The sequence below is a fragment of the Rhodanobacteraceae bacterium genome, from assembly GCA_024234055.1.
Lineage (GTDB): Bacteria > Pseudomonadota > Gammaproteobacteria > Xanthomonadales > SZUA-5 > JADKFD01.
Window position 1 is genome coordinate 60674 of record JACKOW010000009.1, and the last position, 25216, is coordinate 85889.

21 protein-coding genes and 1 tRNA gene are annotated in these 25216 nt (G+C 63.4%); 14 read left to right on the forward strand and 8 right to left on the reverse strand.

The window, feature by feature from the left end; genetic code table 11:
• Nucleotides 1-113: 113 nt before the first annotated feature.
• The 5 genes from mnmE (at nt 114) to H7A19_14905 (ending at nt 9110) form a co-directional block, all read left to right on the forward strand.
• Nucleotides 114-1580, forward strand: coding sequence for a tRNA uridine-5-carboxymethylaminomethyl(34) synthesis GTPase MnmE (gene mnmE / locus H7A19_14885; GenBank protein ID MCP5476115.1), 1467 nt, complete (start codon nt 114-116; stop codon nt 1578-1580).
• A gap of 105 nt (nt 1581-1685) precedes the next feature.
• A complete protein-coding gene (locus tag H7A19_14890) occupies nt 1686-3149 on the forward strand; it encodes a HEAT repeat domain-containing protein (GenBank protein MCP5476116.1) in 1464 nt (487 codons plus the stop codon).
• Between the two features lie 119 nt (nt 3150-3268).
• Complete coding sequence (locus H7A19_14895; protein ID MCP5476117.1) at nt 3269-3511, forward strand: accessory factor UbiK family protein; 243 nt, start codon at nt 3269-3271, stop codon at nt 3509-3511.
• Between the two features lie 429 nt (nt 3512-3940).
• On the forward strand, nt 3941-5455 hold the full coding sequence (locus H7A19_14900; protein ID MCP5476118.1) for a YifB family Mg chelatase-like AAA ATPase: 1515 nt from the start codon (nt 3941-3943) through the stop codon (nt 5453-5455).
• Nucleotides 5456-5546: 91 nt separating this feature from the next.
• The gene (locus H7A19_14905; protein ID MCP5476119.1) at nt 5547-9110 is read left to right on the forward strand and encodes a hypothetical protein; all 3564 of its coding nucleotides are present in this window, start codon (nt 5547-5549) and stop codon (nt 9108-9110) included.
• A 459-nt stretch (nt 9111-9569) separates the two neighbouring features.
• Here H7A19_14905 and H7A19_14910 read toward each other — a convergent pair whose 3' ends face one another.
• A complete protein-coding gene (locus H7A19_14910; GenBank protein ID MCP5476120.1) occupies nt 9570-10982 on the reverse strand; it encodes a coniferyl aldehyde dehydrogenase in 1413 nt (470 codons plus the stop codon).
• A 110-nt stretch (nt 10983-11092) separates the two neighbouring features.
• On the opposite strand from H7A19_14910, the gene xth reads away from it, so the two are divergent.
• The 5 genes from xth (at nt 11093) to H7A19_14935 (ending at nt 15688) form a co-directional block, all read left to right on the forward strand.
• Nucleotides 11093-11860, forward strand: a complete 768-nt coding sequence (xth, locus tag H7A19_14915) for an exodeoxyribonuclease III (protein MCP5476121.1) — start codon at nt 11093-11095, stop codon at nt 11858-11860.
• On the forward strand, nt 11857-12483 hold the full coding sequence (locus H7A19_14920) for a YecA family protein (protein ID MCP5476122.1): 627 nt from the start codon (nt 11857-11859) through the stop codon (nt 12481-12483). The genes xth and H7A19_14920 overlap by 4 nt, the downstream gene beginning before the upstream one ends.
• A gap of 491 nt (nt 12484-12974) precedes the next feature.
• Nucleotides 12975-13050 (forward strand) — tRNA-Ile (locus H7A19_14925).
• 551 nt (nt 13051-13601) lie between these two features.
• Nucleotides 13602-14600, forward strand: a complete 999-nt coding sequence (locus tag H7A19_14930; GenBank protein MCP5476123.1) for a hypothetical protein — start codon at nt 13602-13604, stop codon at nt 14598-14600.
• Nucleotides 14601-14665: 65 nt separating this feature from the next.
• A complete protein-coding gene (locus tag H7A19_14935) occupies nt 14666-15688 on the forward strand; it encodes an ADP-ribosylglycohydrolase family protein (protein ID MCP5476124.1) in 1023 nt (340 codons plus the stop codon).
• Nucleotides 15689-16123: 435 nt separating this feature from the next.
• On the opposite strand, the gene H7A19_14940 is transcribed toward H7A19_14935, so the two are convergent.
• The 7 genes from H7A19_14940 to H7A19_14970 form a co-directional block, all read right to left on the reverse strand.
• Nucleotides 16124-16330: a DNA-binding protein gene (locus tag H7A19_14940; GenBank protein ID MCP5476125.1), complete on the reverse strand. Its 207-nt coding sequence runs from the start codon at nt 16328-16330 to the stop codon at nt 16124-16126.
• A 116-nt stretch (nt 16331-16446) separates the two neighbouring features.
• Nucleotides 16447-17253, reverse strand: a complete 807-nt coding sequence (locus H7A19_14945; GenBank protein MCP5476126.1) for a guanylyltransferase — start codon at nt 17251-17253, stop codon at nt 16447-16449.
• Nucleotides 17250-17693: an ATP-binding protein gene (locus H7A19_14950; GenBank protein ID MCP5476127.1), complete on the reverse strand. Its 444-nt coding sequence runs from the start codon at nt 17691-17693 to the stop codon at nt 17250-17252. Before H7A19_14950 ends, H7A19_14945 begins: the two co-directional genes overlap by 4 nt.
• Nucleotides 17694-17775: 82 nt before the next feature.
• The gene (locus H7A19_14955) at nt 17776-19101 is read right to left on the reverse strand and encodes a HipA domain-containing protein (protein ID MCP5476128.1); all 1326 of its coding nucleotides are present in this window, start codon (nt 19099-19101) and stop codon (nt 17776-17778) included.
• Between the two features lie 2 nt (nt 19102-19103).
• Nucleotides 19104-19358 carry an XRE family transcriptional regulator gene (locus tag H7A19_14960; protein ID MCP5476129.1) on the reverse strand — a complete coding sequence of 85 codons (255 nt, stop codon included), beginning with the start codon at nt 19356-19358 and terminating at the stop codon, nt 19104-19106.
• A gap of 324 nt (nt 19359-19682) precedes the next feature.
• On the reverse strand, nt 19683-20084 hold the full coding sequence (locus tag H7A19_14965; protein MCP5476130.1) for a type II toxin-antitoxin system VapC family toxin: 402 nt from the start codon (nt 20082-20084) through the stop codon (nt 19683-19685).
• 5 nt (nt 20085-20089) lie between these two features.
• Nucleotides 20090-20314 carry an AbrB/MazE/SpoVT family DNA-binding domain-containing protein gene (locus H7A19_14970; protein MCP5476131.1) on the reverse strand — a complete coding sequence of 75 codons (225 nt, stop codon included), beginning with the start codon at nt 20312-20314 and terminating at the stop codon, nt 20090-20092.
• A gap of 289 nt (nt 20315-20603) precedes the next feature.
• Between H7A19_14970 and H7A19_14975 the strand changes: the two genes are divergently transcribed.
• The 4 genes from H7A19_14975 to H7A19_14990 all read left to right on the forward strand — a co-directional run bounded on the left by H7A19_14975 (nt 20604) and on the right by H7A19_14990 (nt 24613).
• Nucleotides 20604-20882: a DUF1778 domain-containing protein gene (locus tag H7A19_14975; GenBank protein ID MCP5476132.1), complete on the forward strand. Its 279-nt coding sequence runs from the start codon at nt 20604-20606 to the stop codon at nt 20880-20882.
• A 927-nt stretch (nt 20883-21809) separates the two neighbouring features.
• On the forward strand, nt 21810-22733 hold the full coding sequence (locus tag H7A19_14980; GenBank protein ID MCP5476133.1) for an ankyrin repeat domain-containing protein: 924 nt from the start codon (nt 21810-21812) through the stop codon (nt 22731-22733).
• Nucleotides 22723-22974 carry an ankyrin repeat domain-containing protein gene (locus tag H7A19_14985; GenBank protein MCP5476134.1) on the forward strand — a complete coding sequence of 84 codons (252 nt, stop codon included), beginning with the start codon at nt 22723-22725 and terminating at the stop codon, nt 22972-22974. Before H7A19_14980 ends, H7A19_14985 begins: the two co-directional genes overlap by 11 nt.
• A gap of 49 nt (nt 22975-23023) precedes the next feature.
• A complete protein-coding gene (locus H7A19_14990; protein MCP5476135.1) occupies nt 23024-24613 on the forward strand; it encodes an ankyrin repeat domain-containing protein in 1590 nt (529 codons plus the stop codon).
• Nucleotides 24614-25216: the final 603 nt, after the last annotated feature.

The following is a 25216-nucleotide window of genomic DNA, read 5'->3' on the forward strand; positions in this document are numbered from 1 at the left end:
TCAGTCAAAAGTGAAATGTGAAACGTCAACTACGGCGGCGCTTGCGCCGCCGTTTTACTTTTGACGTTTGACGTTTCACCCTTCCTGCCCAGCACCGTCAGGGAAACTCGTACATGCTCGCGTCGCCCCGCACCGACACCATCGCCGCCATCGCCACGCCTGCCGGTGCCGGCGGAATCGGTGTCATCCGCGTCTCCGGGCCGCGGGCGCTGTCGATGGCGCAGGAATTCCTGAAACGCGAGCCCAAACCGCGCTTTGCCCACCACTGCCGATTCCGTGACGACCGCGGCGAGTTGATCGACGAGGGGCTGCTGATCGCCTTTCCGGCCCCCAGGTCCTACACCGGCGAGGATGTCATCGAACTGCAGGCGCACGGGTCGCCGGTATTGCTGGGCGTGTTGCTGCGACGCTGTCTGGAATTGGGCGCGCGGCTGGCCCGGCCTGGGGAATTCAGCGAGCGCGCCTTCCTCAACGACAAGCTGGATCTGGCCCAGGCCGAAGCTGTGGCCGATCTGATCGCCGCCAGTTCCGAAAGCGCCGCCCGCGCCGCCTTGCGTTCGCTGGAGGGCGAGTTCAGCCAGCGCATCAACACCCTGGCACGCCAGCTCATCGATCTGCGCGTCTACGTCGAAGCCGCCATCGACTTCCCGGAGGAGGAGATCGATTTCCTGCGCACCAGCGAAGTGCGTTCGCGCTTTGCTGTCATCGACATGGCGCTGCATGAACTGCTGGCCGGCGCCCGCCGTGGTCAGCGCCTGCGCGACGGGCTGCGCGTGGTCATCCTCGGCGCGCCCAATGTCGGCAAATCGAGCCTGCTGAACGCGCTCGCCGGGCACGATCGCGCCATCGTCACCGCCATCCCCGGCACCACCCGCGATGTGCTGCACGAAGCGCTGAATGTCGACGGCCTGCCGATCACCGTGGTCGACACCGCCGGCCTGCGCCAGACCGAAGACGAGGTCGAGCGCGAGGGCATCCACCGCGCCGGTCGCGAAGCCCATCGGGCGGATCTGGTGTTGTGGGTGGTGGAGGCGGGTGACAGCCGGGACTCGGGACTCGGGACTCGGGACTCGGGGGAGCAGGATCGGGACCCGGGACCCGGGACCGGGGACCCGGGGAAGCGGGAGCCGGGCAGCGGGGCGTGTGGGCATGCGCCCGACCGTGCGGAGCTCGAAGCCCTGGGTCTGGCGGCTGGCATTGCCACGCTGACAGTGCACAACAAGATCGATCTGGGCGCCGAGCCGGCGCGGGTGGAGCGCCGTTCCGATGGCGTGCATCTGTGGCTCTCGGCCAAGCACGGCGAGGGCATGGATCTGCTGCGCCGCGCGCTGCTGGAGCATGCTGGCCTCGGCGAGGGCAGCAGCGGCGATTTCAGCGCCCGATTGCGTCATGTCGACGCCCTTGAGCGCTCTCAGGCGCAGCTGGCTGCCGCCCGCGCCCATGCGCTGGATTCAGGCCAGGGTGAACTTGCAGCCGAGGACCTGCGCCTGGCGCACGAGGCACTGGGAGAGATCGTCGGCCGTTTCCGCAGCGATGATCTGCTCGGTGCGATCTTCAGCAGCTTCTGTATCGGCAAGTAGGCAGACCTTGCCGGTAGCCTGCGCGAGAATCATCGAGCCGAGTTGCCATCGATAGTTCCAGGAGCAGCACGCCGTATGGGTTGTCCAAGTCCGCTTGATCTCCTGGTGTTTGGGCTCGGCCTGCTCGCCATTCCTTTGGATGCTGCCAGCGAGTCGACCGCGCACGTCGGCCGGAATGCCGCGACTTGTTCTGCAGCGCTGACCCGATATCTGGCGGCCACCGGTGATCCGGAGAATCAGGCGCTGGAGGAGCTGAGATCCTGTGATCTCATGGTAGTCCCATCCATCCTCGAAGCGGCGCATTGTTCGGGAGCCGACCGCTGTCCGGACCACTGGAAACTGGCTGAGGTACTCCGGAAAATCGGCCCGGATCGGGCGCGAGCAGCTCCCGCGCTCGGCGACCTGGCTCTGGGTATCTCCGATTCCGACGAGTACATCCGGGGAATCCTCGGGATGATCGCGGCTCTCGAAGACGATGGACTCGGATTGCAGCCGATCCTGCTCGAATTACGCGCAATGCGGCCGCAGCTGCGCGATTGGATCGACCAAACTCTGCTTGAGATCGGCGCTTCCGTCAGCGGCGAGATTTTTCAGGAGCGGCTTCGAAACCACGTTGATTCGCAACTGCTCAGAGCCATCGCCATCGCCGGTCCTGTGGCAATGAGCACCGGGCCACAACTGGTCGAACTGCTTTCCAGTACCGACTGGGAACTCCGTCGGGGCGCGGCAATGGCGATCGGATTTGTCGGTTTCCAGCCCGCAGTCTATCCCCTGATGGACTTGCTCGAGGATCCGGCCGACGTGCGCCTGCAATGGGTCATCCTGGACACACTCGGCCGCTTGGCTGCGCAGGGGGCCAGGCCTGCCGTAGAGCGGGTGGCAAACCGTCATTGGCTGCCCCTCATCCGCGCCAAGGCCCAGATTACCTTGGCGCAGATCGAGGGCGAGAGTCCCTGGGCGGAGCATTCCAGTCGCGATCGTCGCCGAAGGGAATCCGCTGCCTACCGAGATCAGCTGGGCGAAAGATTCGGCTACTGTCTGCTGCCCCCCGCTCCGGTTCCTCCCGAGCCTGCCCTTCGAAAGTTGCGCATCGACACCTCGGAGCAGATCCTGACGACCCTGGCCTATGAAGTGAACGTTTCTTTCGACCCGACACCGCTCTACCGTCCACGAAGAACGCAGGTACCCGATGTTGCCTTGCGCGTGGAGGATGGCTGGATTGCAGGCAGCAATCGCGGTGAATGGGGAGGGGAGCTGCTCCATGTTGGTGACGACGGTCAGCACCAGCTCCTGAGTTCGGACAACACCCTGGACATCTTCCGCGTGGGTGATCGACTCATCGCCATTACCGAAAAACCGATGCGCGAGGATGGCAGCCAACTGCAACAACTGACCCGCAGCGACGCCGGACACTGGGTCAGTCTGCCCTGGCGCGCACTGCCGGCAAGGGTTTGGGATGCCGCACTGCTGGACAGCGGTGAATTGTGGATAGGTGGCATCGGAGGCATCAGCGTGGTGGTCAACAGCGTTGGCCAGATGCGCACGGCGCCATGCGTGAATCCGGAGTGAGACATCGGCAAACCGCATTCGAGGCAAATTTCCTACAACCAAGTCAGAATTTTCTGACAGCGCCGCGACTGCGGGCGGACTAGACTTGTCACCAATGTCTGCCCAACAAGGCTAGCTCGATGATTGATGTGCGCACCCTGGAAGAACTGTCCCAGCGCCTCGGCGCCATGCTGCCGGCTTCGGTCGGCGAGGCGCGCGAGGACCTGACCCGCAATTTCCGCAGCGCGCTGCAAGCCGGCCTGTCACGGCTGGATCTGGTCACCCGCGAGGAATTCGAGGTGCAGCGCCTGGTGCTGCGGCGTACCCGCGAGAAGCTGGAAGCGCTGGAGAAGCGCCTGGCCGAGATGGAGAGCGCCGGGTAGGGTTCTGGTTGTCGGTTGTCGGTTGTCGGTTGTCGGTTGTCGGTTGTCGGTACAAGCCGCATCGCGCGGTGGCGAGGACCGCGGCGCGCTGCTTCTGTGGGTCCAGACTTGTCTGGACGCTTCTTCCAGTCGTGGGTCATGTTGTCCGCGTGAGCGGACTACGTGACATCGAAATGCGTCACGTAGCTCGCTACGCGAGCAACGTGACCTACAAAAGCAAATCAACAACTTGGGACATGGCTTCATGGAGAGCGCAGTGAAGCAGTCCAGGGGCGTGCGACGAAGCACTGGATTGCTTCGTCGCTACGCTCCTCGCAATGACGCCACGACAGGGCAATTCTGAAGTCCCGAGTCCCGAGTCCCGAGTCCCGAGTCCCGAGTCCCGAGTCCCGAGTCCCAACAACCAACAACCCGAACAGGAGCCCGACCATGTCGCTGGCTGTGGTGTACACGCGCGCCGAAGATGGGGTACAGGCGCCGCTGGTCACGGTGGAAGTGCACCTGTCCGGTGGCTTGCCAGGCCTGGCAATTGTGGGCTTGCCGGAAGCCGAGGTACGGGAAAGTCGCGATCGGGTGCGGGCGGCGCTGATCAATTCGGCCTTCGAGGTGCCGCAGCAGAAGATGACGGTGAATCTGGCGCCAGCGGATCTGCCCAAGGAGGGCGGACGCTTCGATTTGCCGATCGCCATCGGCGTGCTCGCGGCTTCGCGGCAGTTGCCGGCTGAGGCCGTGTCACGCTACGAATTCATTGCCGAACTGGCCTTGTCAGGCGAGTTGCGCTCGGTCCGAGGCGCGCTGCCAGCGGTGCTGCGGGCACTGGAGCAGGGTCGAATTCCGATTGTCCCGCGCGGGAACGCGATTGAAGCCGGATTGGTGGCCAACGGGGCGGCCCTGTCGGCGACCAGCCTGCTCGAAGTGGCAGCCCACCTGCGCGGTCGGCACAGCTTGCCATCCTGTCCGCCGCCGAACGCCAGCGTGGGTGAAGCCGCCAATTCCCTGGATCTGGCCGATGTCCGTGGTCAGCTCGCAGCGCGGCGAGCCCTCGAAGTGGCCGCGGCCGGGGCCCACAATCTGCTCATGGTAGGACCGCCGGGCAGTGGCAAGACCATGCTGGCCAGCCGCTTGCCGGGGGTGCTGCCGCCGCTGGCCGACGATGAGGCGCTGGAAGTGGCGGCCATCAGTTCCATCACCGGCGCCGGCGTTGATCCCGTCGCCTGGCGCCAGCGACCTTTTCGCGCTCCGCATCACACCGCTTCCAGCGTGGCGCTGGCAGGCGGCGGCGGTCATCCGCGCCCTGGCGAGGTCTCGCTGGCCCATCACGGCGTGTTGTTCCTCGATGAATTGACCGAGTGGAACCGCAGCGTGCTGGAGGTGTTGCGCGAGCCCATGGAGTCCGGTCGGATCATCATCTCCCGCGCCGCGCGCCAGTCCGAGTTTCCGGCGCGTTTCCAGCTGGTGGCGGCGATGAATCCCTGCCCCTGCGGCTACTACGGCGATCCTTCAGGACGCTGCCATTGCTCGCCGGACCAGGTGGCGCGCTACCGCAGCCGGGTCTCTGGTCCGCTGCTCGATCGCATCGACATTCATATCGAAGTGGCGCGACAGCCAACCACCGCCCTGTCCAATCATGCGCCACCCGGGGAGGCCAGCGAATCTGTGCGGGCGCGGGTGCAGACGGCGCGTCTGTGCCAGCTCAAGCGCGCCGGCAAGCCCAATGCCCTGCTCGGCACCCGCGAACTGACCCGCGACTGCGAATTGCAGTCGAATGACCAGCGTCTGCTGGAGCGTGCCATCGACAAGTTGAACCTGTCGGCCCGGGCCTATCACCGCATCTTGCGATTGGCGCGCACCATTGCCGATCTTGCGGGTGCCGAGAGCCTGGCCACAGCGCATCTGACCGAGGCGATCGCCTATCGCCGTGGTGAGCGAGTCGTCGGTCGCTGATCGTCGGGCGGCGGCATCTCGCACGTCAGGCTTGTCCAGAACGGAGCAGACGCGGACAATTCGCGCATATTCCAACAGGCCTGACTGCAAGATGATGACCTTGATTCGCTCCGTCCTTGCCCTGCTGCTGGCCGCCCTGTCGTGGTCCGCCAGCGCTCAGGCCATCATCGTCAACGAGTTCTTTCGCAACGGCAATCTGTCAACCACCGATGAGTGGATCGAGGTGGTGCTGCGTCAGGACCTGACGGCGGCCCAGCTGGAAACCTACCTTGTGGGTGATTCTCAGGCCGCCACCAGCAGCAAGCTCGGGGCCTACCGATTTGCCAACATGGCGACCATCGCCGCCAGCTTTCGTGCCGGCACGATCATCGTGATCAGCGGAGCCACCGGCCCGGCGGCCGATGCCAGCTACGATCCTGACAACGACGACTGGAATCTGACTCTTCCCACCAACGGCGCAAACATCACCGTCGTCACGGCCGGTGGCGATCTTGCCGGCACCGATGTCGTCTGGGTGGACACCGTGGCCACGGGTGCCACCATTGCCCCGGATGGATTCTGCGTGAACTATGACTCGACACCCGGTGCCTTCGGCGCCGTCTGTCAGGTCACCATCGGCGTCCCTGGCAACGGCACCGGCGCCGTGCTCACCGGCGATGTGACGACGGAACCCGCAATGGTGGCCGCATGGACCGTCGGCGTGGCGCCGGCTTCGCTGACGCCCGGACAGCCCAACGGCGGCACGAATACCGAGTCTATCGACATCTTGAGAGGCCCGGTCATTCCGGTGGTGACCATCGCTGATGCCAGCATCTTGGAGGGCAATCCGCCTGGTGCCACCACGCTGACCTTCACGGCGACCATCACGCCGGTCATTCAGGAGGACTGCGTCTTCGGCATCGAGACCATCGACGGAGGCGCCTTCACGGCGACCGGCGGTGTCGACTATGTCGAAAACTTTACCATTCCGGTGACCATTCCGGCTGACTCCGCCACGGCGACTTTTGACATCACGATTGTTCGCGACACCGATATCGAGAGCGATGAGACTTTCGGCGTGTCGGCGTACGGCGAACCCTTCGAATGCGACATCTTCTCGGCTGAGGCCACCGGGACCATCCTCAACGATGACGCGGTGGTGCCGAACATCACCGTTAACGATGTCTCCCTGAGCGAAGGCAACGCCGGCAGCAACAATGCCACGGTGACCGTGTCGCTGGATGCGCCGGCGCCGGCGGGCGGCGTCTCTGTGGATTACTCTACTGCGGACATCAGCGCTACCGTGGCCGACAGCGACTACGCGAACACGGTCGGCACCCTGAATATTGCCGCCGGCGCCTTGACCGGCGTCATCATCGTGCCGATCAACGGTGATCTGGTGTTCGAGTCCGATGAAACCTTTGCCGTGAATCTGGGCGCCGCCACCGGCGCTGTGGTCGCCGACAATCAGAGTGTCGTCACCATCGTCAACGACGACGGATTTCCGAGCGTGTCCATCGACAGTGTCAGCCAGAACGAGGGCAACAGCGGCAGCAGCGATTTCACGTTCACACTGACGCTGAGCAATCCATCGTCTCAAGCCATCGATTACCTGGTGTATACGGCCGGCGTCAGTGCGACACCGGGCAGCGACTACACAGAGATCAATCAGCCCGGAACTCTGGTCAGTTTCGTGCCGCTGTCGACCAGCCAGGCGCTGGCGGTCAGCGTCAACGGCGATAACCTGGTGGAACCCAACGAAAGCTTCGAGGTCCGCGTCACCGCCGCCGGCAATCGCGGTGTAGGCGGCGTACTGGCGACCGGCATCGGCACCATCGTCAACGATGACGTCGCCATCGATATCAGCATTGATGATGTGACCGTGGTGGAAGGCACCGGTGCAGGCAGCACCAATGCCGTCTTCACGGTGTCGCTGAGCAGCGAGCCACTGGCCGGGTTGCCGGTGACGGTCGACTACGCCACGGCTTCGGGCTCGGCGATTTCCGGCACCGACTTCACCGCGACCAGCGGGCAGCTGAGCTTCGTCAATGGCGGTGCCCTGAGTCAGACCGTCAGTGTGCCGGTGACTCGCGATGACATCGACGAAAATGACGAGGGATTCGTTGTTGATCTCGGCAATGCTGTCAACGCGTCACTGGCCGACGCCCAGGGCGCCGGTCAGATTCTGGACGACGACGCTGCGCCAACGCCGACCGTGGACAGTATCTCCGTGCTGGAAGGCAATGCCGGCCCTGTCAGCGCGGTGTTCACCGTGAGCCTGAGCAATCCCTCGGCCTTTGCCCTTGATTTCCTGGCTTACACGGCCGACGGCACTGCAGTGGCCCCGGCTGACTACACCGCCATCGATCAGGGTGCACCGGTTTCGGTGAGTTTCGCGCCCCTCGCCACCAGCGCCACAGTGACGGTACCGGTCAATGGCGATCTGACGGTGGAGGCTGACGAGACCTTCACCCTCAACCTGATCGCCAACAACAACCGCGGTCAGCCGATGATCATCGCCAGTGGCACCGGCACCATCACCAATGACGACAGCGCCACGCTGACCCTGACCGGCGGCGCGATCGCCGAAGGCAACTCGGGAACCTCGTTGCTGACCTTCACCGCGACTTTGTCGAACCCGGTGCAGGATCCCGTGAGTGTGGACTACGCCAGTGCCGACGGCACCGCGACCCTCGCCGACAATGACTATCAGCAGGCCAGCGGCACGCTCAATTTTGCCTCGCTGGTGACCAGCCAGCAGCTGGCGGTGGCGGTGGTCGGAGACGTCGAGGTCGAGCCTGATCAGAGTTTTGCCGTGAACCTCAGCAATTTGAGTGGGCCAGCCGGCGTCAGCATCGGCACTGGCAGCGCCCAGGGCACCATCCTGAATGACGATGCCACCAGTTTCAGCATCGCCAACGCCAGCATCACCGAAGGCACGGGCAGCAACTCGACGCTGAGCTTCACCGTCACCTTGTCGGCCCCCGCCAAGGATCCGGTCAGCGTGCAGTTTGCCACTGCCGATGGCAGCGCCACCGCGCCGGCAGACTATGTCGCCGCCAACGGCACCCTGACCTTTTCTGGAGGCCAGACCAGCCAGACCGTTGCCGTGACCGTCATCGGCGATAATCTGGTGGAGCCCAGCGAGAACCTGCAGGTCGTTCTCAGCAATCCAGTGGGTGGCAGTATCGCCACGGGCACCGCGACCGGCACCATACTCAATGACGACAGCGCCAGTCTCACCATTGACGACGTCGCCCAGTACGAGGGGCTGACTTCACGCGGTGCGGGCGCATTGACGCCCTTCATGTTTACGATCAGCAGCAGCAATCCCTCAACCAGTGCCATCAGCGTGAACTTCCAGACTGCTGACGGCACCGCCACCGCCCCGACCGACTACGTTGCGGGCAGTGGCACCGTGACGATTCCCGCGGGGGCGACCAGCGCCACCGTGCTGATCAGCGTCATTCCGGACACGATGGTCGAGCCCGACGAGACTTTCAGCGTCAATCTGTCCGCAGCCGTCGGGGCCAGCATCGCCGATGCGCAGGGTATCGGCACGATACTCGGCGACGATCAGCCGAATCCGGTGCCGGTGAACGACCCGCGGGCACTACTCCTGCTCATCGCGTTGATGCTGTCGCTGGCGGGCCTGAGTCTCGCGCGCCGCAGATGACCTGCGAGGCGGCGCACCACAGATGGCGCGCTGCCCTTGAGGAAGATTACCTAGCACGTTCCGTTCTGCCGAGCGCCACGGTGTACGAGGCCTTGGCAGTGCCGAGCTTGCTCGAGCTTGCTCGGCAGGATGCGCGGCTCTTGCAGGTCCACACTGTGCGGCTCCTGTAGGTCCAGACTTGTCTGGACGCTTCACTCCGCCCCAAAGCGTCCAGACAAATCTGGGCACACCAGAAGCGATACCCCAAGCTCAGCAGAGGCAGCGGAGCAAGCTCCGCTCTACCAAGGCCACGGTGTACGAGGCTGTTGTAGTGCCGAGCTTGCTCGGCAGGATCTGCCGGGGATCCTCTGAACAGGTCGTCATTCCCGCGCAAGCGGGAATCCAGGCATGTACAAGCACCTGAAAGCACTGGCTTCCCGCTTGCGCGGGAATGACGGTCAAGACAGGTTCAGACGATCCCTACCGCGTCAGGAACCCGATCACCGTGTCCGCCAATTTCTTGTACGGCGGCTTCAGCAGCGAGAACGAAGACCAGCGCGCCTGATAGAACACCGGCTTCTGCTTGGAGAAGGTCAGGAAGCCATGGTGGCCGTGGTAGTGGCCCATACCCGAAGGACCGATGCCGCCGAAGGGTAGCGCGGGCTGGGCGATGTGCAGCACGCAGTCGTTGATGCTGACGCCGCCGGCAATCGTTCGATCCAGCACCTGCTCCACGCGGGCGCTGTCCAGATCGAAGTGGTACAGCGCCAGCGGCCGATCGTGCGCATTGACGTAGGCAATCGCTTCGTCCAGATGCTCATAGGGCAGGATCGGCAGGACCGGCCCGAAGATCTCCTCGCGCATCACCCGGCTGTCGGCCGGCGCGCCCAGAATCAGTGTGGGCGGGAAAATGCGCCTTGCCGGATCCAGCGTCTCGCCCCCCGGATTGATCGCAATCACCCGGGCGCCGCCGGCTTCGGCCTCGGCCACCAGCGCTCCCAGTCGGGCGTAGTGCCGATCGTTGGCCACGCTGGTGTAATCGGGCGTCTGACTCAGCGAGGGATAGCGCGCACGCACTTCGCGCTCCAGCGCCGCCACCAGTTCGTCCACCTTGGACGCATGGCACAGCACATAGTCGGGCGCGATGCAGGTCTGACCGGCATTCAGGAACTTGCCCGAGGCCAGCCGCGCCGCAGCGGTGTCGATCGGATAATCGTGGGCGACGATGGCCGGTGACTTGCCGCCCAGTTCCAGCGTCACCGGCGTCAGATTGCGTGCTGCCGCCTGCATGACGATCCGACCGACCGTGGTCGATCCGGTGAAGAACAGATGGTCGAAGGGCAGGGCCGAGAACTCGGCCGCGACTTCCGGCCCACCCAGAACCACCGCTACGCGATCCTCCGGGAAGATCTCGCCCAGCATCGACTTCAGCAGATCAGAAGTCTGCGGCGTCAGCTCGGATGGCTTGATCATGGCGTGATTGCCGGCAGCCAAGGCCGCCACCAGCGGCATCAGCGCCAGATTCACCGGGTAATTCCACGGCGCAATGATGCCGACCACCCCGACCGGCTGGTAGCGCACCCGCGAACGCGCCGGCCAGAACTGCGGATCGGTGGCCACCCGGCTCGGTTTCATCCAGCGTTTCAGCCGGCGGGTGGTGTAATCAATATCGTGCAGCACCGTCATCACGTCCGAGATCAGGGTCTCGTGGCGCGAACGCCGGCCAAAATCCGCGGCAATCGCCGTGACGATGTCTTCCGCATGCTTCTTGACCGCCGCGCGCAGACGCTTGAGGTCGTCGATGCGCTGGGCGTAATCCGGCGTGCGCCGCGCGTGGGCCAGTCGTTGGCGCTGCAGCATCGGAGTCAGCAGATCGGGCGTGGTGCCGTCCATAGTCGTAGCCTCAGGCGAACAGACCCACAGTATAGGCCCGCCGGCGTGGAGGCTTTGATCGAGGCCGACGCGGCCCTTCCCCATCGGCGTGCATTGGCTATGATCAAGGCATGAAGATCGCCTCGTGGAACGTCAATTCGCTGAAAGTGCGTCTGCCGCACCTGATGGACTGGCTGGACAGCGCCCAGCCGGACGTCGTGGCCCTGCAGGAAATCAAAATGGTCGACGATGATTTCCCGCACGAGGCCATCGAAGGCGCCGGTTACCGCGCGCTCGTAAGCGGCCAGAAGACCTACAACGGCGTGGCCCTGCTCACCCGCACCAAGGCTGCAGATCCGATCTACGACATTCCCGGATTCGATGACCCGCAGCGACGGGTGCTGGCGGCCACCGTCGGCGATATCCGCGTGATCGACCTCTACGTGGTCAACGGCCAGGAAGTGGGCAGCGAGAAATACGCCTACAAGCTGGCCTGGCTGGCCGCCCTGCGCGACTGGCTGGCCGATGAGATCAAGCGCCATCCGCAGCTGGTGGTGCTCGGCGACTTCAACATCGCCCCGGACGATCGCGATGTCCACGATCCCGTTGCCTGGCACGAGAAGATTCTCTGTTCCAGCGCCGAGCGTGCCGCACTGGGCGAGTTGCAGAAGCTGGGATTGAGCGACAGCTACCGTTTGTTCAACGAGGAGGGCGGCCAGTTCTCCTGGTGGGATTACCGCCAGGCCGGATTCCGCCGTAACCTCGGCCTGCGCATCGATCTCGTGCTGGTCTCCGATGCGCTGCGCGAACGTGCGCACGCTGCCGGCATCGATCGCGAGCCGCGCAGCTGGGAGCGGCCCTCCGACCACGCACCGGTATGGGTGGAACTGCAGCCGTGAAGCCGGCTGAACCCGCGCTGCTGCTGGACGAACAGGACTTCGAGGAAATTGATCGCCTGCTGGAATCGCTGGGTGCCGACGATGGACTGCGCCTGGATGGCGCCCAGGCTTTGCTGACCGCCCTGGTCGTCGGCCCACAGCCGATCGGACCCGAGGAATGGCTGCCGGTGATCCTCGGCGGCGAGCCCCTGGGCGCGCCCTCGCCGCGATTGCAGCGCCTGCTCGACCTGCTGCTGCGACTGATGAATGCCATTGAGCACGGTCTGGAGCTGCACAGCTACGACCCGGTATTCGCCGAACACGACACCGATGCCGGCGAGCGCGCTGTCGATGCTGGCGGTTGGTGCGAAGGATTCAGTCTGGGCGTGGATCTGAACGCCGAAATCTGGGAGCTGCGCATGCAGGAAGATCGCAGCCTCCTCGACCTGCTCGCCCCCATCGTGGCCCTGGGCGTGGACGACGGCGTATTCGCCGAGATCCGCAACCCGGAAATGGCCCCCCTGTCCGAACGCGAGCGCGATCTGGTCGTCGCCCAACTGGCCAGCGTACTGCTCGATATCCGCCAGTACTGGCAAGAACACCCGCCCGAAACCAGCCCGCCGCCGGGCGCGACACTGCACTGACTGGACCTCCACACCCCACCTGTGGGAGCGGACTCCGTCCGCGAACGTAGGCGACCTCGCGTCGCGACCGCCATTCCGCATGCCCCGGCGAAAACCGGGAACCGACGCGGTGCGCGGCCAGAAGCAGGACGCAGAGAACGCGAAGGAAAAGCAGAGAGAACGCGGAGAAAAGCGGGATCGGTCAAATCCGGATTCTCTCTGCGTTCTCCGCGGTTCTCCGCGTTGAAGCTCTTGCTGGCGGTTTGCGCCGTTGTACCAGAGCCTGCAAGCGCCGACCAACGGGTCGCGACACCAGGTCGCTCCTACGAGGGTTTCCCGAAACCACCCACTTTGCGGCAGAATCCACCCCCCGATCGCCGCCAAGCGAGCACGAGCATGTCTCGTGCAGGGCAGAACGCCGCGCAGCTATGCTGCGGGGCCGGTGAGATCAAAGCTGTTCCCCTTGCTGGCTTCATCAAGCAGGAAATTGCCGGTTGCGATGAAATGAAAAAGGGCCTGTAGCTCAACGGTTAGAGCAGGGGACTCATAATCCCTTGGTTCACGGTTCGAATCCGTGCGGGCCCACCATTCCTCGGTTCCAACCGACTCTCCTTGCCAGCCCGAAAGCGCGACGAGTGCGCACGGCTGCGGGTTCCTGCGGGTCAGCGCGTGGACCTCGCTTCTTGCCGTCGAGGGCCCAAAAGCCCTAAATGTGCTCTCTACCCCACCCCCACTCTCTGTCCCCCTGGACCCCAGAGAGCCAAGAACCAATCGACGGTTTTTGCAACATGAGCTAGATCAGTCACTTACGCTTGGTTCAAAAGGGCGAGTTGGACGGCAGACGTAGTTGGCAGTTTGGTGTCAAATTGCGGCGATAGGCGGGCGAAAAACCGCTCGGAAGCCGCCTGTATCGCGGCTGGTGAAAGTCAAACTGGGGGACTTCGCATTTGCTGGCACAACGCAACAGATGTCGATCGCGCTCTGACCCAACTCGCAGCGGACCTGTCATTTCACATGTGTGAGGTCTGCGCGGCGCCAGGAGAATTGGTTCGGTCACAACGCAATGGATTGCTGGTGCTGTGCCCAGCACACCGGGAAGGCGCCCCTTCAAATCAAACTGATCGCGACGGCCAAACATCATGAGAACCCATCGAATCGACAGCCCGGCGGAGATCGACGCGCAGGAAATTGCGCGGCACATCGCGGCCGGTACGCGCGTGATCGTCCAGTTCGCACGCACCGGTTACACCGCGCAGCAACTGGATACGTTGAATGAACTGGCCAGACAGCACGGGCGCGACCTCACGATCCGCTTTTACGGTCATTACAACGGGGATTTCGATGCGTCGGCTCTGCAGCACCTGCCGGATGCGCAGTGCGTCACCATGGATTGCCTCACCAAAGCAAGCAACCTCGACGCACTATCCCAACTGCACAACCTCAAGGAACTGCGCCTCGGCGTGTTTGAGCTCGACAACGCGGACATCCTGAAGACCATCAACCTTGGCTCGCTCGAAGCGTTGATGCTGGGCGAAACGAAGAACTGCCGAATCGATCTTGCCGCATTGGCCGCGTGCGGTCGGCTGCAGCGCTTGGACACCGTTGGACACACCCGAAACATCGCGTCTATCTGCCAGCTTCCGTCGCTGCAGGCACTCGGGCTCGTGGCGTTCCGGAAAAGCGAGGAGCTGGATTTCGTCAGCGCCGTGCCGAACCTGACAACGCTGCACCTGGGGTTTGGCGGACGCGCCTCGATCGCCGAATTGACCGCGCCGCGGCTGCAAAGGCTCGAGGTCCTTCGGGTTCAGGGACTAGCCGACCTCGGTGATCTCGGACGTTTCGCCGAACTTCAGAGCGTGCAGATCGAGGACCAGATCCGGCTTGCGCAAATCGAGCTGGGAGCGAATCCGAAGCTCGCGGAGATCGTCGTGATCAACTGCAAGACGCTGGCACGAATCCAGGGACTGGCCGATCTGCCGCGCTTGTCCACTCTGCGCATCCATCGAAGCGGACTCGAATACGCCACGTTCATCGATGGCCGACTGCCGCCGCAACTCCGATCCCTGGCGTTCTACACCGGCAAACAGAAGCGCGATGGTGAGATCAAGGCGGATCTTGCGGCGCGCGGATATCACTGATTCGGTGCGGAACGCTCGACAACAGCAATCGGTAACCGACCGTTGATGCCAACCGAAGGAAGTACATGAACGCAACGACGGGAAGAGACCGCAGTTTCATCGCCGCCGGCCTCTATGGCCTACTGATCGGTGACGCCCTTGGCGTGCCCTACGAGTTCCGCGACTCATCGAGCATTCCGCCGCCAGATCAGATCGAATTCGAGCCCCCCGCGGGATTCCGCCGGAGCCATCCGGGCGTAGCGCCCGGCACTTGGTCAGACGATGGTTCGCAAGCGCTGTGCCTGTTCGAGTCACTGATCGAGCATCCACGGCTTGATCTCGTCGATTTCGCCGATCGCCTTGTGCGCTGGCACGATCATGCTCATCTGCAAGCAGGCGGCCGCGTGTTTGACGTCGGCATCCAGACCTACCACGCCCTTGCGCGCATCAAAGCCGGCAACCCACCGCACTTATCCGGCGGTCATAGCGAGCGCGTGAACGGCAACGGCTCACTGATGCGCGTGCTGCCGATCGCACTGCTGCACGACCCGAATCGAAGCACCGATTTCGACCTCATCGACAAAGCCATGCGTCAGAGCCTGCCCACGCACGCGCACCCGCGATCGCAACTCTGCTGTGCGCAGCTGGTGCTATGGGCCGACGGCCTGCGGCAGAAGTTGCACGAAGACGAAGCCTGGGACCGCGCCGCCGAGATCCTCACGCGATTCGCATCGGGCGCCGACGGCGCAAGCGACTATTCGAGCTTCCGCACCGACCTGGCTGCCGAGCGTCAGCTCGTACTCATTCCTGATCCCGGCTACCTTCCCCATGGCTCCGGTTACGTGCTCGATAGCCTGTGGTCAGCGCGCTGGGCGCTGCGGGGGCGGCCGTATGAAGCTGTCGTTCGGGCCGCCATTCAGCTTGGTGACGACACTGATACCACTTCGGCCATTGCGGGCGGATTGGCGGGGATTCGGGACGGACTGGTTGCGGTTCCTCAGCGCTGGCTCGATGGGCTCTCGGGCAGATCGATGGTTGAAGGCTTGATTGACCTGGTCCTCAAACTATCGCCTGTGCCGACAGCCCGCGATACGTCAACGGAAGAGTAGTCTCGAAAGCCCCAGATCTCGAAACGTCAAAAATTGCTTGGGTCTGAGACAAAGCAAGCCGCTGGCGTCTCCTGTCGCCGAGGATTTCGGCGCCCACGTAGCCCAGATCTCGCAACTGTGGCAGCGCATCGACCCAGCCAGCCCTTGGGCGCTGGCAAAATTCGACAGTCGCGGGGCCGTGGGACCAACGCCGAACGCAAGCGACACGACACTTCGCCGAACTGCTGGAGAGCTTCGATCCGAAGTACCCATCGCTGTGTCTCGCGCGATTGGCACAAGGACAGCAGCTTGACGCCCTGGCGCCGGAGGCCCTGGATGCTTGGGCCAACCAGGAATGGGTGGATCCGAACTGGTGAGCTTCCTGGCAGCGCACGAACCGCCGCCGATTCCGTATTGACGAGTTCAAACGTCGTCGATGAAGGCGCGACCATGGCGTCAACCTGCCTGACTGGTCAGCGCCCTCGTTGCGTTCTTGAGGCAGGCTTCTTCGAAGGACTCGACGTCATCGAGGCGGTAGCGCACTTTCCCCGGTAGTTTGAGGAACTTGGGCCCAATTCCGTTGGAGCGCCAGCGTTCGAGTGAAGCCTCGGCGACCTGCCAACGTGCAGCGAGTTGCGCCTGGCTGATGTGCACTACTTCCATTTTGACTCCTCCGTTTGCCTTGGTGCGCATATGAAGGCGCTGTTTCGCTTTCGTGCCAGGGCCCTTGCAGGAGGCCAGCGACATGGCTGCAGGGCAAATGGATGAGGACGTGCGTCTTAAATGGTTGCCACGGGTACCAAAGGGATTGAGGCGGGTTGCCCTGCGTCTGCGATCATCGACCGTGCGACGAACTCCTCAAATTGCTCCTTCATCGGTAATTCCAAGTTCGGTCTGAGCCGGCGTCTGGTGGCCGTGGTCACCTCGCCGGTGAGCGGGTTACGTCCCTCAACCTCGACCACTTCCCAACTGACACCCACGCCGCGTTTCTGCCAACTCGGCAGGTCATTGAAATTGACGCCGGCCTGAAACAGAAACTCATTTTTCGCTGCGGTGGTCAGTCCGCGCAGGCGTTGGGTCGCGGCGGTGGCGGATTCGCCGGATTTGCGCAGGAGCCAATAGCAGTGACTGTTGAGGGCATTGCGCGCGGCGTCTTCCTGGCGCCAGCGGAAATAGTCAAGCACATCGCGCTCGGCCGGCAATTGCGAGATGCGGCAGTCGAATGCCGCCGGCGCGCCCAGTTGCGAGGTGAACATCGCGCTGGCCTCGCCCGCCAGGATGGAGTTGAGCTTGCGCAGCTTGCGTCCGAAGGTATCGTCGTCACGACTCAGCAGAATCGAAATCTCGTCGCTCTGGGTGTACCCGAACAACGCGCGAAATCCACAATCCATGACGTGTGTGGTCGTTGCCACCATGTAGTCACGGAAGCGCTCGTCGTAGGGCGCCTCGAACGGCTGCAACTCTCGCGTCAGGCGGGTGAATCCGCGCCCGTCGATGCGCGCAACCATGTGCAATCCGCGCAACACGCACAGATCGTTGGTGGTCTCGTAGACGCGCATTCGCTTGTCGAGGTCATCAAACTTCATGGTTCTTCCTTGGTCTCAAATCCGCCGATGGCGGCGATCGATACGGTGACCAGTCGATCCCAGCCTTCACCCAATGACGGGATTTCCAGCTTTCCCGACGTGCCGCGGATCGCAATCTCCGGTACACGCGTGTGTTCGGCGCGGCTTGCGTTTCGCGCCACGGCATCGTCGACGGTTGACTGGAAGTAGTAAAGCGCAACCGACTCGTACCCTGCGGCGCGCGCAAGCGACAAGTACCTCAGCCGCTGGCCACGGGTGGGGTTGGTGTTGTCGACCACGATGGGCGCTTTCGCGGCAAGGCACGCATACAAGACAATGTCCTCGCGTTTGCGCGTCCGCAGCATGTCGAGGTTTATGCGAACGTGCGACTCGTACCATCGTTCCCGAGCAAAACTGCTCTTGCCGGAGGCCTGGATGCCGCAAAGGACGATCATCTCCAAGGGTTGTCTCCTGTGGCCTGCGCGAGAGCGCGATCATGATCCGAATGGGCAGAAAGGTGACCTGCCAGGGATAGTCGCCGCACTACTTTCGCCGTCCCAGCAAGTCGGAGCGACCAACGACCACTCGTTCCGCCTTGACCGGCGACGGATCGGAGATGTTGTCGAAGGCGGTGCTCAGGTCTGGAGCAGGCAAGGAATAGACGCGCCGGTCGTGAAGACCGTCGATGCCCTGGCGCCAGGCAAGCAGCATTCGCTTGCCGATGTCGTGAAAGCCTGCATGCGTGCTCATTGCATCGCGAACCTGGGGGGCGATGTCGGACATCGCATCGGCGATCTGACGGATCAGGTTGATTTGATCACGCAGAGGCACGCCAAAAGTGGCGGTGATGAAGGTGCCCAGGTGCTTGCCCGGGTCCCACGTCTTCTTGCCCATGAATGAGATGCCGGGCGGGTTGTTCTGATAGGTCGGGTAAGCTGCCGTGGTGAGCACGTCAAACGCCGGTGCGAGGTGCACGTCGGTTTGATTGGTGTAGCGCAGCGCCAGATTCTTGGCGTGGCAGTCGGCATTGCGCAGTGCGTAGGTCAACAGCAACAGCGTCGCCATCTGGCGCAAAGTCTGAGGCCGCTGACGGATCGGCACATGATCGCGCACGGCTTTGGCGATGCGTTCCCACGTCGTCTCGTACTTCGCCGACGGGCGCATTCCGAGCAGCGCGCAGAAATCTTCCAGGCCCCAATGGCGGGCGCCCTCTCCATCGACATCGAAGCGGTGAACGACCAGCGCCTGGCCATCCTGCGACACCTCGGTGACCGCGGCCGGCATCACCCGACGCACCACCTGCATGCACAGATGCTCATTGAGCGACACGAAGGGCAACAGCCGCGATGAGCCTTTGATGATGTGCCGGTGGGTAAACAGCGTGGACTTCTTGAAGCGAGGTGCGCTGATCGCCTGAGCACTGCTATCGAGAAATTTGGGCACCACACCGGATACGCCACTGGTGGCGTGCTGGCGAACCAACTCGGCAAAGGCCTCTTCGGAATTGTCGCCCTGCAGCAGCGCCGCGACGTCGACCGGCTGTGATGGTTGGTCGATGTTCGCGCCAGGCGGTGCAACCTGGACGCGCCCGATCATGTTGCGCCCGATGACCGACAGCAGCGCGATCGGACTGGCCCCAATGTGTGGGCCGAACTGCTCCTGCAACACCTGCAGCAGATAGCCTTCCGGCAGATTCATCTGGAAGATCGGGTGGAGAACGTCGTCCCAAAGATAAGGGTCGCGACGTACGCGCATGGTCAGCGACACGAAGTCGTCGAGGGCGGTGGCCTCGTGGTAGATCAACGAGCTCTTGAAGTCGCCGATGGCCTGTAGTTTGGCGACTTCGCGTCCCTGCACATAGACCGACAAACTCACGCTCCACTCCGTTCGCGCCGCAGTTCATCGAGGGAGCCCGCTGCGCCGATTTCGGCCAAGCTCAATTCCATGCCGAGCACCGCGAGCACGGACAACAGCTTTCGGGATCCGAATTCGGCGACTTTGCCGCGCTCGAAGCGCGACAGCGACGCTTGGCTCAGGCCCGTACGCGCCGCCACTTCACCTTGCTGCAGGCCGAGTGCACGGCGCCTTTCCGCGACGGAAGCGCCCAATTCCTGGAGGGTCTGCATTTGCTATATACGGCAAGATTGTGGACTTGATGGGCATTGTTTGCCGTATGTGGCAAAAATGCAAGTTGCGCCTGAACTCGCTGGATTGGCTCAGCGTATCCGCGACAGTCTCGTCAGTCGTGTCCGGTGTGAATCCTTCGACCCGCTCTTGGGCAACAAGAAACCTGTCCGGCCTAAGAAACCTCGGTGGATTTCGACACGAAGTTGGGTTCGGTGCCGATGGCCGCAGCGATGTTTTCGATGCGTCCGTTTTGCCAGACGTAGCACGGGGTCCGCGACCATCGTCATCAGTTCATTGCGGTCAGGCCTGAGCAACCGACGTGGTCATGCCGCCCAGTTCTCAAGTTTCAGCTCGGGAACGCGGGCGAACTCGCGCTCGTTGTTGGTCACCAGGATCAGGCCCGCAGCGCGCGCATGCGCGGCGATCCACAGATCGTTGTTGCCAATTGGCGTGCCGGCACGTTCAAGTTGTGCACGGATCTCGCCATAGTGCGCGGCTGCGTCAACCGGCAGTTCCTTCACCTCGGCGATCTGCTGCAGCGCGTCCAGGCGCAACAACGCGTCCGCGCGCCTTTGGCTCTTGCTGATGCCAAACATCAACTCACCCAGCACGATGACCGAGAGGGCGACCTTGCCGGTGCCTTGGCGGTCTAGCTTGCGCGTGACTAGCGGGTGACGTCCGGAAACGGCATACACACAGATATTTGTGTCGAGCAGATAGCGCATCCCCATCACGGCACCTCACGTTCCTGCGGCGGCGCGTCGGAAGGCTCGACAAAATCATCCGGCCAAGGCGGCAGGTCTTCGAGCAGCCGGCTAAGGCTCTGCGCCTTCTCGCGGAGCACCACTTCGTTGCCGCGACGATAAATCTCGACCTCACCCGTGTTGAAGCGGAACTCTTTGGGCAGCCGCACCGCTTGGCTGTTGCCCGACTGGAACACCTTGGCAGTGGTCATGACGAGATCCCGATGTAGATACGAAAAGGATATACATCGAACTGCCCAGTGTCATCAGGGGCAAGGTGGTCCGGCGGCTTCGGGATTGAACGGCGACAAGCCAGTGATGATGGGATCGCCATTGATGAGGTCAGGGTCGGGACGTCCCTGTTGCGCGATCCACTCATGCACTTGTGCCTGGAAGGCGGCACGCCACCTTCACCAACCTACCTCGGCCGTGTCCAGCCACAACTGGTGTTGCAGGTGTCCGTTCCCCGTACCATGTGCGGATGACACTCCGAGTATCCCGATGAACGCAGCGACCGATCGCCTGGACATCCGACTGCATCCCGACGACAAGCGGATGCTGGCTCGTGCTGCGCAGTTGGAAGGGGTGACGCTGAGCCAGTTTGTCCTGGCGCCAGTTCTCGAGCGCGCGCGCAACGTGATTGCTGATGCCGAGCAGTTGGCGGTCACGTCGAAGGCATACCGGGACGTGCTCGACGCGCTTGCAAATCCGCCGCAGCCGACCGCTGCTTTGATCCTGGCCATGCGCGACTACGAAGCCGCTGGCATCCAGTGGCGCTGATCGTCTGCGCGCTCGACAAGTCTGCCCACGATCGGACCGGCTTCAAGTGCGGAAATCTGGATCTTGATGAGTTCCTGCGGTCCAAAGCCGCCAAACATCAGCAGTGGTCGTCATTTGCCGCGACGCGAGTCGACGGGTAGGGATGCACACATGCAAAAGCTTTCTGCAAGTGCTTTTCGATGATCGTCGGATAACGCCCGCATCCGTTCTCCCCGACCCAGCCCTCACTGTTTGCGCCGTGGGGTGCTCTGCCCCACCATTCCTCGGTTCCAACCGACTCTCCTTGCCAGCCCGAAAGCGCGACGAGTGCGCACGGCTGCGGGTTCCTGGGGGTCAGCGCGTGGACCTCGCTTCTTGCCGTCGAGGGCCCAAAAGCCCTAAATGTGCTCTCTACCCCACCCCCACTCTCTGTCCCCCTGGACCCCAGAGAGCCAAGAACCAATCGACGGCTTTTCCAACATGAGGCAGATCAAGTACTTACGCTTGGTTCAAAAGGGCAAGTTGGACGGCAGACGTGGTTGGCAGGTTGGGGTCAGACTGCGGCGAGGGCCGGGTCGAAGACGCTGCGGTTCCAGCGCGGGCGGCGCTCCTGGTACCTTGGAGACTTACGGGTCGCTTCTGCCGCCGTTGCCCGCCTGCAGTCGGAAGTAGATGTCGCCGTTGCTCGCGGCTTTCACTACGAACTTGCCGGCCATGCTCATGCTTATCCGATGGGACGCGCAACTGTACCGATAGGCACGATCCGGCAGGACGTAGCTCGGGTGCTGCAAACCGCTAGCCATCTGGCCGGTCTGGCCACAAGAATTGACCACTCTCGCCAGCGAAACTGACCGGCAACGGCGGAAAGTTGACCGGCAGACGTCGGCCACAAGCGGTCGGTTGAAAGTGCACTCTAAGCCCGGTTTCTGATCACGACAGGAGCGCCGCATGTCCGAAGAATCACCGGTTCGCGATCTGGCCTCGGTTTGGGCGGAAACCCTGCTCCACACCGGCGTGCGCGAAGGGCGCTTGTCTGCGGTCGCCCCCGCGGACGTGGCGCGCGGGGCTCATGCCATGGACGGGCTCGGCTGGACGCCGCTCCATCTTGCCGCCGTTGTTGACGATGCGAATGCGATCGCCTGGCTCCTGACGCACGGCGCGGAGATCGACGGGCTCAGTGACGATCACCGAACCGCCCTCGCTCTCGCCGCCGCCGCTGGATCGACGCGCGCGGTCAAGGCCTTGCTGGCCGCGGGCGCATCGGTGGAAGTGAAGGGTCAGTCCCGCGAAATCCTGGCGGAGGCGGCAACGGTGCCACGCCTCGAAATCATTCAGGCGCTGGCTCAGGCGGGCGCCAAGACCAAGGAGACGCTGGCCTATCTGCTGATGGTGCTGCGGATGACCGGTCATCAGGTTCAACTGGGCGAAGTCGGATACAACCACGGCTCGCAAGGCGAAGCACCGGATATCTGGTTTGTCGATCGTGCGCCGCGCTTGCCTGCTGTGCTTTTTTCGACCCCTCGGCCTGTCGTCCATGCCGGACACGGTCGATGGCTGGACCCGCATCGAATCGCGGCCCGCAGAGTTCACCCAGCTTGGAGCCGCTTCCACCTCGACATCTTCGGGGCCGACCATGACCACCCCGTCTACACATCGCTCAGGTTCCGGGACCTGCGATTGGAATGGACGGCTGTCGCGCCGGATGAAGTGATGGCGCGTATTGGCCGTCTGTACCACGGGGAGACCGTTCCCGCACCCGGAGCGCTCTCCGCTCTGCTGCGCATGGCCGGCCTCACCCCCAGCACCATCGCGACCGCCGAGCCGGCCCTTGCCGCCTCCCCTGATCTCGGAAGCCGTGCGGGTGGCCATTGATGTGCCGTCGACGCGGATGCTTCGCCGACTGCTCGCAGAGGGTCTGTCGCCCGATCTCGTGGATGCCAACGGCAACACGCCGCTGATGCGAGCAGCGATGGTCAAGAACACCCTTGCCGTCGAGGCCCTGCTCGAGCACGGGAGCCGATCGCTCTGCGCGCGACGCGAAGGGACGAACCGCCGCGGACATTGCACTGGCTGTCGGTCACGCGGAACTCGCCAGAACTCTGGCGCCCGCTGACGTTGCCGCCGATGACTTGGAAACGAGCCGGGCATTCATCGGCGCGCGGATGCGCGAGACGCTGCAAGATTCAGACGCCACCCGCTTGACGGCACTGCTCGCTCAGCACGGTCTTGTCGCCTCCGTGGATCTCGGACTCAATTCCGGGTGCTCTCTGCTGGCCCTCGCGATCGAAAAGCGCAAGCTGCCCCACGTCGATGCCTTGCTTCGGGCGGGCGCCGATGTCAGCGAGCGCTTCACGAATGGCAGCACGCCCATGCACTTCGCGGCGAGCCGTGATGTCGACATCATGCGCCGTCTGCTGGATGCAGGCGGCGATCCAAACCTGAAGGATTCCTCGGGCGCGCCCCTGCACTACGCCGCCAGCGTGAGTCACGCGAGAATGATCGACGCGCTTGTTGACGGTGGGGCCGACGTCGACGCGACTGATGAGAACGGTCACACCCCGCTCGTTCACGCGATCTCCTCCAACCAGACTTCAGCCATCAGCGCCCTTCTCGCTCATGGCGCGGACCCACGTTTCGCCGATCTCACCGGCGAGACGCCGATGGAACGGCTGAAGCCTGGCTGGCATGGAAGGGGCGTCATGGCCGAGATGTGGATGGCCGACGCGCAGCATCATGGCCCCGACCGGCTGGCACCGTATCTGCGAACGCTTGTTGACGACGGTCAGACGCTCGACATTCAGCTCACGCTGAATCCGACCACGTTGCCTGGTCACCATTCGTCGGTTGCCCATCGCGGCCCGCTTCCCCTCGGAGAGTGGGTGGAACTGGCGCGCGATCTCTCGGACTACTGTGTTGTTCGGGGCAAGTGGGACGCTCTGCGCGCGCTGAAGACCTGCGGTTTGCCGGTGTACTTTCCCGGTTCGAACGACGACGGCATGCAAACCCAGGCCGAGGTGATGGATGTTCGTCCGGGAGACGAGCCCGCTGCACTGGTCTACGCCGCGCAGATCCATGGAGGGGCCGTGCCGTTCCTTCTCAAGGTAGCGGGCTCAGCATGTGCGTGCGCCGTCGACGCGGCCCTGTTCGGTCTCGGAGGCATCCAATTCCGTTCGTCGCCGGAAATCGATGCGTTCCAGCAACGCGCGTTGCGCGCGTTGCGGGCCGCAGGCGCAAATTTGAACGCTCGCGCGGGCGACGCGGCCATCGCACTTCACTCAGGCCTCGGTCTTCCCAAGGGCCAGGATGGCCAACTCCTCTGGGACGACGAGCGACAACTCGCGGAGCGCTATGCGTCGATCAGTCCGCTCATGGAAGAGCTGATTCGCCGGCCTCACGACACGCCGCTGATGCGCGCGGCAAGCGAGCACACTTTCCTTCTCGTGTCGCTACTCATTGCTGAAGGGGCCGATGTCTCCGCTCCGGGTCCGGACGGCCGAAACGCCTTGCATCGCGCAAGCGCGGCGGGCGGCGTCGTCGGGGCGGTGGAGACGGTGCGATGTTTGCTGGACGCGGGATTCGCCGTCGATCAAGCGGACGCGGCCGGGTGGCGCGCACTGACGATCGCGGCGAATCCGGAAATCCTGCGTTTGCTCGTCGAGCGCGGCGCGTCCACCGAACTCGACGCGACCGATCAGACGCTGCTCGGCCAAACCGCGTCGGAAAAGCTGCGGGCCCGACTCGGTGTAGCCTAGCCCGTATTTCTCACACCTGCGCGTGCAAATGCCGCGATTCCGTTGTTGCGCAAGGCGAATCGGTGGCCACACAGCACGCAGAGTGTACGGCTGCATCTGCCCGCTTTGCGGACCTCGCTGGTTCTTTGCGACTATCGCTGCGTTGCTCCTCCTCGCAATGGAATCACCATTCCTCGTCGTCGCGCCTTGCGCTAGTCACAAAGCCCTGCGCGATCTTCCGCAACAGGTGTGAGAAATGCAGCCTAGCGGGACTCTGCCTTGCAAGCACTGGTCGGGTTCACTTCATCAACCTCGGTCAGTGGCAGCGTCCGAAGCAAGCCCGAGACCGGCACGATGTCAGAGCTGGGCGGCTGAGCTGGATGCTGTATTTGGTCCGGCGCCAGGGGCAAGCCGAACGGCCGAAATGGGTCGGCAATCGACGATCGCAACTCGGAGCGCGGCTTCGCGACTCCAGCACTCCGGGTGAGTGCTGAGGCTCTCCTGATCATCCACCCTGCGGCGGCTTGCGCAACACCACACTCGCCCCCACCGTCGCCCGAGCCAGTGCCAAATAGAAAGCCCGATGTGTGCGCGGCTTGACCGGGCCTTCTTGGGGACTGTGCA

Excerpts from the sequence above, each read along its gene's own strand:
- mnmE (MCP5476115.1), top strand. The coding sequence starts at position 114 with ATGCTCGCGTCGCCCCGCACCGACACCATCGCCGCCATCGCCACGCCT.
- H7A19_14895 (MCP5476117.1), top strand. The coding sequence starts at position 3,269 with ATGATTGATGTGCGCACCCTGGAAGAACTGTCCCAGCGCCTCGGCGCC.
- H7A19_14900 (MCP5476118.1), top strand. The coding sequence starts at position 3,941 with ATGTCGCTGGCTGTGGTGTACACGCGCGCCGAAGATGGGGTACAGGCG.
- H7A19_14905 (MCP5476119.1), top strand. The coding sequence starts at position 5,547 with ATGATGACCTTGATTCGCTCCGTCCTTGCCCTGCTGCTGGCCGCCCTG.
- H7A19_14910 (MCP5476120.1), bottom strand. The coding sequence starts at position 10,982 with ATGGACGGCACCACGCCCGATCTGCTGACTCCGATGCTGCAGCGCCAA.
- xth (MCP5476121.1), top strand. The coding sequence starts at position 11,093 with ATGAAGATCGCCTCGTGGAACGTCAATTCGCTGAAAGTGCGTCTGCCG.
- H7A19_14930 (MCP5476123.1), top strand. The coding sequence starts at position 13,602 with ATGAGAACCCATCGAATCGACAGCCCGGCGGAGATCGACGCGCAGGAA.
- H7A19_14935 (MCP5476124.1), top strand. The coding sequence starts at position 14,666 with ATGAACGCAACGACGGGAAGAGACCGCAGTTTCATCGCCGCCGGCCTC.
- H7A19_14940 (MCP5476125.1), bottom strand. The coding sequence starts at position 16,330 with ATGGAAGTAGTGCACATCAGCCAGGCGCAACTCGCTGCACGTTGGCAG.
- H7A19_14945 (MCP5476126.1), bottom strand. The coding sequence starts at position 17,253 with ATGAAGTTTGATGACCTCGACAAGCGAATGCGCGTCTACGAGACCACC.
- H7A19_14960 (MCP5476129.1), bottom strand. The coding sequence starts at position 19,358 with ATGCAGACCCTCCAGGAATTGGGCGCTTCCGTCGCGGAAAGGCGCCGT.
- H7A19_14965 (MCP5476130.1), bottom strand. The coding sequence starts at position 20,084 with ATGCGCTATCTGCTCGACACAAATATCTGTGTGTATGCCGTTTCCGGA.
- H7A19_14970 (MCP5476131.1), bottom strand. The coding sequence starts at position 20,314 with ATGACCACTGCCAAGGTGTTCCAGTCGGGCAACAGCCAAGCGGTGCGG.
- H7A19_14975 (MCP5476132.1), top strand. The coding sequence starts at position 20,604 with ATGAACGCAGCGACCGATCGCCTGGACATCCGACTGCATCCCGACGAC.
- H7A19_14980 (MCP5476133.1), top strand. The coding sequence starts at position 21,810 with ATGTCCGAAGAATCACCGGTTCGCGATCTGGCCTCGGTTTGGGCGGAA.
- H7A19_14990 (MCP5476135.1), top strand. The coding sequence starts at position 23,024 with ATGCGCGAGACGCTGCAAGATTCAGACGCCACCCGCTTGACGGCACTG.